Source organism: Blautia sp. AF34-10 (assembly GCF_003477865.1).
Classification (GTDB): domain Bacteria; phylum Bacillota; class Clostridia; order Lachnospirales; family Lachnospiraceae; genus Fusicatenibacter; species Fusicatenibacter saccharivorans.
The window spans coordinates 48396-60272 of the sequence record NZ_QUED01000009.1 but is presented as its reverse complement, the minus strand read 5'-3'; the positions used below and the strand labels follow the sequence as shown (position 1 = coordinate 60272).

At 48.9% G+C, this 11877-nt stretch carries 12 protein-coding genes; 1 reads left to right on the top strand and 11 read right to left on the bottom strand.

Annotated elements, in window-relative coordinates; genetic code table 11:
* Nucleotides 1-5: 5 nt before the first annotated feature.
* The 3 genes from DWZ60_RS07440 to DWZ60_RS07430 all read right to left on the bottom strand — a co-directional run bounded on the left by DWZ60_RS07440 (nucleotide 6) and on the right by DWZ60_RS07430 (nucleotide 3004).
* Nucleotides 6-335 carry a hypothetical protein gene (locus DWZ60_RS07440; protein WP_119221456.1) on the bottom strand — a complete coding sequence of 110 codons (330 nt, stop codon included), beginning with the start codon at nucleotides 333-335 and terminating at the stop codon, nucleotides 6-8.
* Nucleotides 311-1444, bottom strand: coding sequence for an ATP-binding protein (locus tag DWZ60_RS07435; RefSeq protein ID WP_119221455.1), 1134 nt, complete (start codon nucleotides 1442-1444; stop codon nucleotides 311-313). Before DWZ60_RS07435 ends, DWZ60_RS07440 begins: the two co-directional genes overlap by 25 nt.
* 87 nt (nucleotides 1445-1531) lie before the next feature.
* Entirely contained in the window at nucleotides 1532-3004 is a 1473-nt protein-coding gene (locus DWZ60_RS07430) for a vWA domain-containing protein (RefSeq protein WP_119221454.1), read from the bottom strand.
* 252 nt (nucleotides 3005-3256) lie between these two features.
* On the opposite strand from DWZ60_RS07430, the gene DWZ60_RS19535 reads away from it, so the two are divergent.
* On the top strand, nucleotides 3257-3778 hold the full coding sequence (locus DWZ60_RS19535; RefSeq protein ID WP_119221453.1) for an FKBP-type peptidyl-prolyl cis-trans isomerase: 522 nt from the start codon (nucleotides 3257-3259) through the stop codon (nucleotides 3776-3778).
* 118 nt (nucleotides 3779-3896) lie between these two features.
* Here the strand turns inward: DWZ60_RS19535 and DWZ60_RS07420 are convergent, their stop codons facing one another.
* From DWZ60_RS07420 to DWZ60_RS07385, 8 genes are all read right to left on the bottom strand, one after another.
* Nucleotides 3897-5897, bottom strand: coding sequence for an ABC transporter permease (locus DWZ60_RS07420; protein ID WP_119221452.1), 2001 nt, complete (start codon nucleotides 5895-5897; stop codon nucleotides 3897-3899).
* Nucleotides 5890-6657 carry an ABC transporter ATP-binding protein gene (locus tag DWZ60_RS07415; RefSeq protein WP_055219485.1) on the bottom strand — a complete coding sequence of 256 codons (768 nt, stop codon included), beginning with the start codon at nucleotides 6655-6657 and terminating at the stop codon, nucleotides 5890-5892. The genes DWZ60_RS07420 and DWZ60_RS07415 overlap by 8 nt, the downstream gene beginning before the upstream one ends.
* A gap of 146 nt (nucleotides 6658-6803) precedes the next feature.
* Nucleotides 6804-7823, bottom strand: a complete 1020-nt coding sequence (locus tag DWZ60_RS07410) for a sensor histidine kinase (protein ID WP_118666479.1) — start codon at nucleotides 7821-7823, stop codon at nucleotides 6804-6806.
* Nucleotides 7824-7847: 24 nt separating this feature from the next.
* Nucleotides 7848-8519 (bottom strand): response regulator transcription factor, encoded by a 672-nt coding sequence (locus tag DWZ60_RS07405; RefSeq protein ID WP_117509267.1) that lies wholly within the window; start codon nucleotides 8517-8519, stop codon nucleotides 7848-7850.
* Nucleotides 8520-8654: 135 nt separating this feature from the next.
* A complete protein-coding gene (locus DWZ60_RS07400) occupies nucleotides 8655-9176 on the bottom strand; it encodes a nitroreductase family protein (protein WP_022461381.1) in 522 nt (173 codons plus the stop codon).
* 74 nt (nucleotides 9177-9250) lie between these two features.
* Entirely contained in the window at nucleotides 9251-9427 is a 177-nt protein-coding gene (locus DWZ60_RS07395; RefSeq protein ID WP_243038250.1) for a DUF6472 family protein, read from the bottom strand.
* Between the two features lie 115 nt (nucleotides 9428-9542).
* Entirely contained in the window at nucleotides 9543-10745 is a 1203-nt protein-coding gene (locus tag DWZ60_RS07390; protein ID WP_119221450.1) for a class I SAM-dependent rRNA methyltransferase, read from the bottom strand.
* Nucleotides 10746-10881: 136 nt separating this feature from the next.
* Nucleotides 10882-11790, bottom strand: coding sequence for a radical SAM protein (locus DWZ60_RS07385; RefSeq protein WP_119221449.1), 909 nt, complete (start codon nucleotides 11788-11790; stop codon nucleotides 10882-10884).
* Between the last annotated feature and the right edge of the window lie 87 nt (nucleotides 11791-11877).

Below are 11877 nucleotides of genomic sequence, written 5' to 3'. Positions count from 1 at the left end.
GCTTATCATTTGGCATCCATGCTTTTCTCAATCAAAAAGCTCCGTAACGCTGGACTTCGCGCCAGATTTGCTTCAAACAGCACCACTTCTGCTCCGCCCGGAAAGCTGTTCTGTAAAAATTCAGCGGCACGGCGGATCTGCAGTTTCACATCCTTTACTTCCTTCTCCACTTTTTCCTGTTCCAGTTCACATACCGTTTCAAAAAGCTCTTTCATCTGATCCGAATCGGTTTTGCGACATTTTTTAGCGGTCTCCTCGAGTTTTTTTAACTTTTTCAAGACCCGCGCATTCGTTTCTTTCTCGCCCTTTTTCAGCAGTCCCTGCTGTTTGCACACTGCAAATCCCTGCTCTTTCTGTTGTAGCCAGGATGCGTATGTCTCATCTTTTTTCTGCCTGCAAAGCCCGGTAAACTGGCGAAAGCACTCGGAGAGCTCCTTTGCCGTGTGCTCCTGCTTCTGGCAGCCGGATGCCTCTTTCTGAAGTGCCGCATGAAACAGAGACAGCAGTACAGATCGCTCTTCTGCGGAACCATTTGCCGCCATCTTCTGTTTTTCTGCCATGATTTTCCGGAAAATGCACCGGTCAGAATCTCCTCTACACCGTAATCCTGTCCATATTTTTCGTAAATCCGGTAGTACGAGCTGAATTCCTCCGTCGTCTTTTCTTCCTGCAAATATTGTCCGATCAGTGCTTCGTCGACCGGAAAATGCAGGATTTCATAACTTTTCAGCACTGCCGACAAATCCTCCCAGCCGCGTGCTGTCACAAAACGCTTCTCATCCGCTTCCTGCGAAACAGAATAAAAATGGTCACTGTGTGCCATAAGGTACGTTGTCACGGCGCTGTGGATCTGATTTTTCTCTGCATAGGAAAGCCACACGGAAAGCTCGGGAACCACCTCGATCTTCCGCACACGGTCAAGCGTTGCCACATCAAATTCCCGCACAGATTTATTATATTCCGGCGGATTTCCGGCGGCCACGATCAGCCAGTCATCCGGGATGTGCTGATTGCCAAATTTTTTGTCCTGCAAAAGCTGCAGCATTACCGGAGCGAGGGTCTCGGAGACGCAGTTAATTTCATCGAGAAAGAGGATACCCCGCTTCTTTCCGGTCTGCTCCATGCAGTCATAGATCGAGGCGATGATCTCGCTCATCGTGTATTCCGTTGTATGTACCATTTTCCCTTCGATTCCACGTGTGCAGATCTCCGGAAGGCCCATGGCACTCTGACGCGTATGGTGTGTCATCGTGTAGGCGACAAGCCCCACACCGCACTCTTCTGCGATCTGCTCCATAATTGCCGTTTTTCCGATGCCCGGCGGGCCGATCAGGAGAATGGGACGCTGCTGCCGGAGCGGAACCAGCGGAAAACCAATTTCATCTCTTGCAAAGTATGCGCGCAGGGCTTTTTCAATTGTCTCTTTTGCTTCTTGTATGTTCATATGATCTCTCTTATCTTATGCACTCTTTATGTACTCTCGAAATCTTTCTGTGTTTGATTTTGCGAGATGCTTTTTTGTCAGTTTTGTTCAAAGAGTACATTCTTCTGTCAGCAGTTTTTTTGCCCATTTTGGGACAAGATTCATTTTTTCGGTCTGTCTGACAAAGACAAATGCCGTCTCGTAATCGGGCTTTTGTTCGGGATAAATTCCGTCTCCGTCGGTAAAATAGATCAACGCTTTTAAGTTTCGGAATACATGCTGTTTCCGCAACTCTTCCACTTTCTGAAAGACAGGACGGAAATCGGTTCCGCCTCGGCCCTTGATGATAATTGTTTCACGGTAAGCTTCCCATTCTTTCGGTGAATGGATCATCGTGACATCCTGCACGAAGCTGTCGCACTGGATCAGGCAGACGTTCCATCGGGAAAAGAAGTTTTCTTTTTCTTCAAGAATGCTGCGCGTCTCACCAAGGAACTTTGCTACAATTTCTTTTTTGCACGAACCGGATGTGTCGATCGCGATAACCAGCTCTTCGAGACGGTTTCCCTCGCGCGTCTCCGGCGGCTCGATGAAAGGGAAATTTCCGTAATACATAAGCCCATAATGGTAAGCGACTGGATCGAAGCTGTCGAGATCCAGCTCCATTTCCTCGCGGGTAACGGTAAAGCGTTTCAGGAAGCGGCGGTAATCGTACGCTCTTTTTTCGATCCCGGACAGGGTTTCTTTTTTTCCACCACGGTTCTGGCCTCGCCGCAGGCCGCCGGTGCCGTAGTTTTCCGCCAACTTGCGGGAAGCACGTTTCCAGACTGATTGAAAAGACTCGATAAGTTCCGGTTCTTTTCCCGGCACCAGCCATGAAACCGGAGACTGTTTTTCTTTTTCCGGCATCAGCCATGAAACCGGGGGCTGTTCTTTTTTTTCCGGCTCCGGTGTTTCTTTCCCAAACCGGCGGATGCATTCCAGCAGCAGGTGCTGATAGCCTTCCTTGAGGAACGATGAATTTTCGGCACACATGCAGAGTACAAAATCGGAGTTAAAATATATCGTATGACCGTCGGATGTGATGGCTTTTGTCCTGTCGGATGGCTGATGCTGAAAGAAAAGAATCGCTTCACCAAGTTCCGGGTACAACCAGCAGAGGTTTTTGCGGGCTTCTTCGAAAAGCCGGAGCGCCAGCGCTTCTTTTTCTTTTGTGGGCTTTTCTTTTTGAAACGCAGCTTCTGTTTTTCTGCTTTCCGTATTCTCCTGCATCGGATCCTGTGAGCTCCGGTTCAGGAGAATACGGAAAGCCTGCCATTTCTGCTGGTCGGCAGCAAGGTTGAGAAAACGTTTTCGGTCTGCATCGGACAGCCATCCGGTCTGCAGAATACGTTCCAGCTTTGAAAAATCATCCTCACGAATCAGCATTTCGACAGCGGGACGGATGCGTTTCCGCAGGTATGCGGTATATGCGGCTCGCTGTTCTTCCGGAAGATCCTGCGATTCACAAAAGCCGGAAAGTGCAGCCCGGAGGCGCTGCTGTTCGGATGTCGTCGTTCTGAAACTACTCCAGTCATCCATTTTATTCACTCCCTTACTCGCCGCGTTTTCTCACTTGCACTCAATCTTACGCTATCGCGTAAGCGACATTCGTCGTTCGCCAACTGAAAATAAATTTTCATTTGGCTCACTTGCACTCATTATATCGTCATTTTTGAGCATTGACAATGTTGAATCGTGTTATTTTTTTCACACTTTTACCATATTTTTATGATATACTTGATATTATAAAATACGATTGCAGTCGTAAAAAGCGCAAAGGAGATCCATTTTATGAACAAAGAAAACAGAAAAGCTGCCAAGGAACGGCGTGCCAAAGAGCGGGAGCATGAAGCGAAAGTAGCGCATTACCAAAAGATCTGGAGCTGGGCCGGACCGGCTCTGATTGTCGTTGTGATCGTCGGCCTTATCATCGCCAGCGTACTCGATTCCAAACGACTCTCTGCCAAAAGTGCCTCGGAGGATACCGCAGCCTCCTCATCAGCCTCCACTTCGGCTTCTGCCTCTTTGCAGACCGACACTTCCCTCACCATTGAGGACGGTGATACCGTCAATATCGACTATGTCGGCTCCATTGACGGCGTGGAATTTGAAGGTGGAAACACAAAAGGAAACGGCGCTGATCTTGTGATCGGCTCCCACACTTACATCGATGACTTTGAAGAACAGCTCATCGGCCATCACCCGGGCGACAGCGTAGATGTAACCGTCACTTTCCCGGAAGACTATGGAAAAGACGAACTCAATGGAAAGGAAGCTCTTTTCAAAGTTACCATCAACGGCATTTATAAATAGAACAACCAAAAAGACATCCCCCGCAGATTTTCCGTCTGCGCCGGATGTCTTTTTCTTATTATTTTTTTGTTAAGTTTTTTTCAAAGGCGCTTCGATGTATTAAAAAAAGTACATCTTCTTATTCCACAATTTTGTAATACGCCCGCGCCGTCAGCACATAGACGATCAGGTAAACCACGGCAAACGCCGCAATCGTAATCGCTGTTGCAGCCAGGAACAGATTGCTGTCCGGGAAATTCAGCATTGCCATGATACGCCTGGTCAATGGAAACGCTACCATTGTATGCACCACGGCCACCGCGAGCGGCATGAAAAAGACCGTTACCACCTGTGACTGAATCGTCTGACGGATTTCTTTGCGGCTCATGCCGACCTTCTGCATAATCTGGAACCGTTTTCGGTCATCGAAGCCTTCTGAAACCTGCTTGTAATAGATAATCATAACGGCACCCATCAAAAACAGCGCACCGACGAAAACACCTAAAAACAGAAGTGAACCATACAGACTGTAAACCGTATTGCGCTCTTTTTCGCGCACTTCCACCCATCCGTTAAAAGATGATTCCGTCAGTATCGTCTCAATCTCATCTCCAACAGTGATCTGTTCGCCGGCATCCCCGATAAGATCCAGAGCATATTCCCAACTGTATCCTTCTGGCTCCTTTCCCTGCACAGCCGCATACGCTTCCTTTGCTTCCTTGTTCCGCGTCACCACCGTCATTGTCTCATACACTTGCGTCTTCTCATCCAGAATATACGATTTCTTATCGGTATTCCATTTTTTTACTTCATACGTCTGATTTCCCAGTTCAATCGTGTCATATCCATAATTTTTCTGTTTTTCCTGAAAAACCAGAGCCTGCCCTGGTTCCAGCTCTACCTGTTCGCCGGTTACCTGATTGTACTCCGACTCTTCCATGATTTTTATCAGTGTGCTCGCCGCAGCATCATCTGACTGTGTTTTTTCTACTTTGTTTCTATCTACAACAGCAAGCATAACATAGTATCTCTGATCACTTTCATACTTTTTTCTGAGCTGCTTTTCTTCCAGATGCTGATCAATCCCAGTTTTCACTTCCTCTATCATCTTCTGACTGACCGGTTCCACCGTCTTCATAATGCCGCTCACGCCAGTATTTGCTTCGATCGAAATCTGATGTGGAAACCGCGTATAGGTAACCTCCTCAATTCCCGTCCACAGACATGTGCTGATGGAGATAACCAGAAGCACACCCGTTGACAGAATACAGATATTCGCAAGACCGACCGCATTTTGCTTCATGCGGTACAGCATGCCTGAAATGCTTGTAAAATGGCGTGTCTGGTAATAGTAATTTTTGTTTTTCTTCAGAATTTTCAAAAATGCAATACTTCCAGCAGAAAACAGGCAGTACGTTCCCACCATAACCAAAGCGATTGCATTAAAAAACTTATCAAGTGCGTCCATCGAGGATTGGCAGGTCAGAGCCAGATAATAGCCAACACCAAGAAGCATGAATCCAAGAACCGCCGTCAAAAGCTTCGTTTTCGGTTCCCGCTCACCCTGCGCGCCGCCGTGCAGCAGTTCGACCGGCTGTGAGACGTGGATCTGGCGAAGGCTTAAGAGAAAATTGATCACAAAAGTCAGGCCGAACAGCAGCATCGTACTTCCCACGGCTTTTGCACTGAACGCAAAACCAATTGTTCCGTTCAGTCCGGTCAGCTTCATCAGCACCAGAAACAGCAGGCGGTACAGCAACACACCGAGCAGAATACCGATTCCAAGCGATGCCGCCCACAGATACAGACTCTCAAAAAAGAGGATCTTCGCCAGATGCTTTTTCTCCATGCCGAGAATCTGGAACAGACCGAACTCTTTTTTTCTTCTTTTTGCCAGAAAACTGTTGCTGTAGATCAGAAAAATCACCGCGAACAGGCCAATGATATAGGTTCCCATCCCCATCACTGTCAGGATCGTATCTTTTCCGATCATGGAATCAAAGCCACTTCCCTGCGCCAGTGTATCCATGATAAAAAACATCACCACCGTGCCGATGCATGACAGCAGATACGGAAGAATATTCTGACGGTTTTTGCTCAAATTTGTTTTTGCCAGTCTGGCATACAGCAGATTATTCATCCCGTTCACCACCCGTCGCAAGAATTGTCAACGTATCGGAGATCTTCTGATACATCTCATCGCGCCCTAAAGAACCGCGATACAGCTGGTGGAAGACCTCGCCGTCCTTGATGAACAGCACACGCTTCGCCGAGCAGGCCGCCTTCACACTGTGCGTTACCATAACAATCGTCTGGCCCTCCTCGTTGATCTCCCCGAACAGTTTCATGAGGCCATCCGCTGCATGGGAATCGAGCGCGCCGGAAGGCTCATCCGCAAGAACCAGCTCCGGATTGGTAATCAGCGCACGCGCAACGGCTGCACGCTGCTTCTGTCCGCCGGACACCTCATATGGGTATTTATTGAGGATCTGGGTGATGCCGAGTTTTTTCGCAATCGGCTCTGCCCGAAGACTCATCTCCTCGTATTTTTTTCCTTCCAGCACGAGCGGCAAATAAATGTTGTCACGCAGGGAAAAGGTATCGAGCAGGTTGAAGTCCTGGAACACGAAACCTAAATTTTCGCGGCGGAATCCGGCAATCTCCTTCTCCTTTAATTCGCCGAGATTCTTTCCATTTAACCGCACCTGTCCGCCGGTTGGCTTGTCTAGTGCTGCGAGCAGGTTCAGAAGCGTCGTTTTTCCGCTTCCCGATTCGCCCATGATTGCAACAAATTCGCCCCGTTCCACTGTAAAATTAACGTCTTTCAACGCTTCCACCCGGTTGCTGCCAAGGCGCGTGGTATATGTTTTTTTCAGATGTTCTACTTCCAGAATTGCCATGTCACATTTTCCTTTCTGTCTGAACTGTTTTCTTAATTGACAAGGCTTATTATACCCGTCCGCGCTCTCTTCTGCCTTAGGATCATCTTACAAAAAGACCGGCAACCTTACATTTCTGTAAGATTCCCGGCGAAGCTCTCTATGTACTACAAGGATACGGTATCCAGCCCAAGATACACCTTCGTTCCCACTCCCATCTCCGACTCGATGCGGATGGTATGCGAAAGTTTCTCCATGATCTGGCGGCACAGATACAGTCCGATGCCCGTTGACCGCTTGTCTGCGCGGCCGTTGCAGCCCGTGTAGCCTTTTTCGAAAATCCGCGGCAGATCCTCCGGCGCAATGCCGATGCCGGTGTCCTCAATCACCAGCGTTTTTGGTGCATCCGGTGACAGATAGATGTGAATGCTTCCACTTTTCGTGTATTTCAGCGCATTTGACAGAATCTGCTCCAGCACAAAGACGAGCCATTTTTCATCTGTCAGCACCTCGCAGTGCACCGGCTCGTAGGAAAGGATAATCTTCCGGCGGATAAAAAGCGGAGCATATTTCCGCACAGCCTGGCGGATCAGCGCATCCAAATCGTACCTTGCAAAGACAAGATCCGATGTCATTTTTTCCATGCGCAGGTACTGCAGCGCCATCTGCACATACTGCTCCGTCTGGAAAAGTTCGCTCTGCATTTCACGCGAAAACGGCGTATCCTCCTCCTGCAGAAGCAGCCGCATCGCCGCAATCGGCGTTTTGATCTGATGGGTCCACATCGTGTAATACTCCATCATATCGCGGTATTTCTGCTCCATCTTAATCTGTTCTTCCTGAAACTGCCGCTCATAGGATGCGATGATCTGCTGGTAATCCCGCGCCAGAAGCCCGTCCGCCTCCGGAAGCGCTTCTGTTTTGCCCTGCGGTTCGGCGGCAAGGAGTGCTAAGACCAGATGATGTTTCCGGTACTTCCCATAATGAAAGCAAAAACCTGTGGCTCCGACAGCAGCCATCAGCACGATCATATAAACGGTGACATCCTGCGGCACATTGCGCAGAAAACAGAGGAGTGAAAATACTCCTATAAAAGCGGCAATCCGCACGGCCGATGCAAGATGCTCTTTCAAATACCAGTTAAGAAGTGTAACCTCCTGCCGGATTCCCTCTTTCTGTTGTTCCATCCTCTTTCTCCTGTTCTGCTTCCGTCATGCGATCAGGTAGCCGACACCCTTTTTCGTCTGGATAAAGTCTGTAAGTCCTGCCTCCTCCAGTTTTTTCCGCAAGCGCGTGACGTTGACTGTCAACGTGTTGTCATCTATAAAGCTGTCCGACTCCCACAGATGCATCATCAGCATATCGCGGCTGACGGCTTTTCCTTTATTTTCGAGAAGGGACTGCAGAATGCGCCACTCATTTTTTGTCAGCTCAATTCGCTTTCCCCGGTAATTCAGCACACCACTTCCCGTATCGAGCATGGCACCGCGGTGCTCGAGGAAATTCGTTTCTCCGGCAAATTCGTAGGTGCGACGGAGCATCGCCTGGACTTTGGCGGTCAGGACACTTAAATCAAACGGCTTCGCGATAAAGTCATCGCCGCCCATATTAACGGCCATAATGATGTTCATGTTGTCTGATGCAGAAGAAAGAAAAATTACCGGCACTTTCGAGACCTTTCGAATCTCCTGGCACCAGTGAAATCCGTTAAAAAAGGGAAGATGAATGTCCATCAGCACTAATTGCGGATTTTTCACGGCAAATTCGGCGAGAACACTGGAAAAATCCTGTACGCAGAACGCATCCATGCCCCAGGAAACCAGGCTCTGCTGCACGGCGCGGGCGATGACTTCATCATCTTCTACAATCATAATTCGATACATGGCTGTTCCTCTGTTGTCTCTAGCAAAGCGGATATTCGCAATCCGCTTCGCTACTTGCTTGATTCGGTTAAAAATATAGACTCCGGGCTGGTGTTTTCAACGCACAGCCGCTCCCGGAGCCGTTTTCGCAGATGATTATACTCTTACAATATAATCTGCTTTTCTTTCTTTTGCCTCCGGGTACTCACAGTCGCGATAGCCGAGGATGCAGTGGCCGATGCCAACATAATTTTCGGAAAGTCCCCACTCTTTTAAGAGGGCTTTTCCCTCCGGGCTCGCGAACTCTTCTTTTGCACGATGGATCCAGCAGGAATCCACACCAACGGCATGTGCTGCCAGCATCAGATTTCCCATGACAAGAGAGCCGTCCTCCACATAAGTTCCGCGCTCCGGGTCAGCAAGCACGATCAGAACGGTCGGAGCGCCGTAGAACGGATCGGATGTTGTACCCATAACAGCCGCATTCATTTTCGAAAGCTTTGCAATCAGCTCCGGTTTCTGTACCACAACAATCACCGGCGACTGTTTTCCCATGCCGGTTGCCGCATACGTTCCGGCCTCCAGAATCGCATCAAGCTGCTCATCCGTAATCTGCTCCGCTTTGTATTTGCGGATGCTTCTTCTTGTTTTGATTGCATTTAATACTTCGTTGTTCATGGTAAAAATCCTCCTGTTCTTTTTTTGTTTTTATCGCAAACGCCGCAGCTCTGTATACCGGACGCATTGCCTGCCTACATCTGTTTCCGCACAATCCGATACTCGTCGCCGATCTGGTAGTACGGACAGTTGTAAAATTTATCCTGCAGAAAACGTGCCATCTCATCCTCATCGAGATCCACCTCGCAGGTGTAGCACTCATAATCCTCATCATACACAAAATTACCGCACGACTCACAGCTTGTGGCCATCTGGCGGGAGTGCTTTTTCTTTTGTGCATGGGGTGTTGGTTCTATCATATGGCAATTCCTCCCATTTCTTACACTTCGCTTTTCCGTTTCGGCGCTTCCAGCAGAGGAAGAATTTCTATTTTTCATCCACAACCTGGAAGATATAAAATTTCAGGTAATAGGACTCATCCGCCGCCCACAGAATTGGGTGATCCGGGGCCTGGGTGCGGTATTCTACCTGACGAAGGCGTTTGTGGACGTTGTGAGCCGCCTGGTTGATGGTTTTCGTGAAGAGTTCGTAGTCCATAAAGTGGGAACACGAACAGGTGCACAGATAGCCGCCGTCTTTGACCAGTTTCATGCCGCGCAAATTGATTTCACGATATCCCTTGATTGCGTTTTTGATAGAGTTTCTTGATTTTGTGAAGGCCGGCGGGTCAAGGATAACGACGTCGAATTTTTCTCCCTCTTTTTCAAGACGCGGCAACAGTTCAAAGACATCCTCGCACACGAAAGATGCTACGTTTTCCAGACCATTTAAGGATGCGTTTTTCCGTGCCTGCTCTACACCGAGCTCTGATGCATCAACGCCGATAACTTCCTTTGCTCCTGCATATGCCGCATTCAGTGCAAACGACCCGGTATGGGTAAAGCAGTCGAGCACTCTCGCGTCCTTGCAGAGCTTCTGCACAGCCAGACGGTTGTATTTCTGATCCAGGAAGAAACCAGTTTTCTGGCCGTCCTTGACATCGACGAGATAATGGACGCCATTCTCGACGATTTCCACGCTGGTGTCAAACGGCTCGGAGAGAAATCCTTTCACACGCTCCATGCCTTCCTGCTCACGCACTTTTGCATCACTTCGCTCAAACACACCGCGGATCTTAACACCGTCTTCTGCCAGAACCTCCTCCAACAGGCGGATGATCGTCATTTTCATTTTGTCGATGCCGAGTGCCAGCGACTGGACAACCAGCACATCGGAGAATTTATCCACTACGAGTCCCGGCAGGAAGTCTGCCTCGCCAAAGATCAGGCGACAACTCGATGTGTCCGTCACTTTTTTGCGGTACTCCCAGGCATCCTGCACTCTTTTTCTCAAAAATGCTTCATCGATTTCCTGGTCGATATTTCTTGTCATCATACGGATGCGGATTTTGGAATGCTCATTGATGAAACCTCGTCCCATCGGGTATCCGTCAAAGTCGCGCACCAGCACGATATCTCCGTTTTCATATGCTCCTAAAATCGAAGCGATCTCATTATCAAAAATCCAGGCTCCGCCCTGCTTTAAGGCGCGGCCCTCTCCTTTTTTCAGTGTTACAACTGCGTTGCTCAAAAGTTTTTCCTCCTTAAAACAATATAGTTAGTCATATCTAATCATAGACAAATGTGTTTTGCTTGCATTCTCAAAACCGCGCTTCCAGCGCTTTTTGCTGCTGCACAGCTCCTTTTTGCACGAGTGAACTATAACGTCAGATTCCTCTTCCGTCAAACTCCGGAATGAAACTCTCCTCAGCCACCGGGCCTTCCTGTAAAAAGGCGTTGGTGACGCCGAGGGAAAACGTATAGTCCAGCAGACGCTCATACTCCCGCTTTGTCGTTTTCCGGTTCAGCGGACTTATGTTTTCCACCTGCGGAAGCGGCGTGTACTGGCTCATGAGGCTCAGCCAGACGGTATCGCCGTACGTCTCATAGACGTATTTTACCACAGCTTTTGCATTTTTTACAGCACCGGGCAGCAATAAATGGCGCACAATCACACCTTTTTTCATCAGACCATTCTCATCGAATACAGCCTCTCCTGTCTGACGCACCATTTCCGCCAGCGCCCGTTTTGCTGTTTCCGGGTAATCTTCTGCCCGCGAGTACACTTTTGCAAGGGAGGAGTCCATATACTTAAAATCTGTCAGATAAATATCGATCAGCCCATCCAGGGCCTGCAGGGCTTCCACGCTCTCATACCCGCCGCAGTTATAGACAATCGGTACGGTAAGTCCCTTCTCTTTCGCCAGAAGAAGTGCTTCCCGGATCTGCAGCACGTAGTGGCTCGGCGTCACAAGATTGATGTTATTCGCATTCTGCGCCTGCAGCTCCAGAAAAATATCCGAAAGCCGCCCGATCGAAATCACTTTTCCGCTCTCCATCTCCGCAATATGATGGTTCTGACAGTAAACACACCGCAGATTACATCCGGAAAAGAAAACCGTCCCCGACCCCGTCGTCCCGGAAATACACGGCTCCTCCCAGAAATGCAGTGCAGCCCGCGCCGCCGCAACCCCGGAGGGCGCCTTACAATATCCCGTCTTTCCATGCTCCCGGTCCGCTCCGCACTTCCGCGGACAGACCCGGCACCGGCTTATCTCCTGTTCCAAATCCAGCATAATATTTCTCCCTTTTCTTTTTAGAAAAAAGCCGTGTCTCCGGAGAATAGTTTCTTCCACAGACACAGCTTTTGTATTTCTATGCGT

Bases quoted from the DNA above. Each gene is read 5' to 3' on its own strand.
- DWZ60_RS07415 (WP_055219485.1), bottom strand. From the start codon at position 6,657: ATGGCAATTCTGGAAGTAGAACATCTGAAAAAAACATATACCACGCGC.
- DWZ60_RS07420 (WP_119221452.1), bottom strand. From the start codon at position 5,897: ATGAATAATCTGCTGTATGCCAGACTGGCAAAAACAAATTTGAGCAAA.
- DWZ60_RS07410 (WP_118666479.1), bottom strand. From the start codon at position 7,823: ATGGAACAACAGAAAGAGGGAATCCGGCAGGAGGTTACACTTCTTAAC.
- DWZ60_RS07430 (WP_119221454.1), bottom strand. From the start codon at position 3,004: ATGGATGACTGGAGTAGTTTCAGAACGACGACATCCGAACAGCAGCGC.
- DWZ60_RS19535 (WP_119221453.1), top strand. From the start codon at position 3,257: ATGAACAAAGAAAACAGAAAAGCTGCCAAGGAACGGCGTGCCAAAGAG.
- DWZ60_RS07395 (WP_243038250.1), bottom strand. From the start codon at position 9,427: ATGGCCACAAGCTGTGAGTCGTGCGGTAATTTTGTGTATGATGAGGAT.
- DWZ60_RS07435 (WP_119221455.1), bottom strand. From the start codon at position 1,444: ATGAACATACAAGAAGCAAAAGAGACAATTGAAAAAGCCCTGCGCGCA.
- DWZ60_RS07400 (WP_022461381.1), bottom strand. From the start codon at position 9,176: ATGAACAACGAAGTATTAAATGCAATCAAAACAAGAAGAAGCATCCGC.
- DWZ60_RS07405 (WP_117509267.1), bottom strand. From the start codon at position 8,519: ATGTATCGAATTATGATTGTAGAAGATGATGAAGTCATCGCCCGCGCC.
- DWZ60_RS07385 (WP_119221449.1), bottom strand. From the start codon at position 11,790: ATGCTGGATTTGGAACAGGAGATAAGCCGGTGCCGGGTCTGTCCGCGG.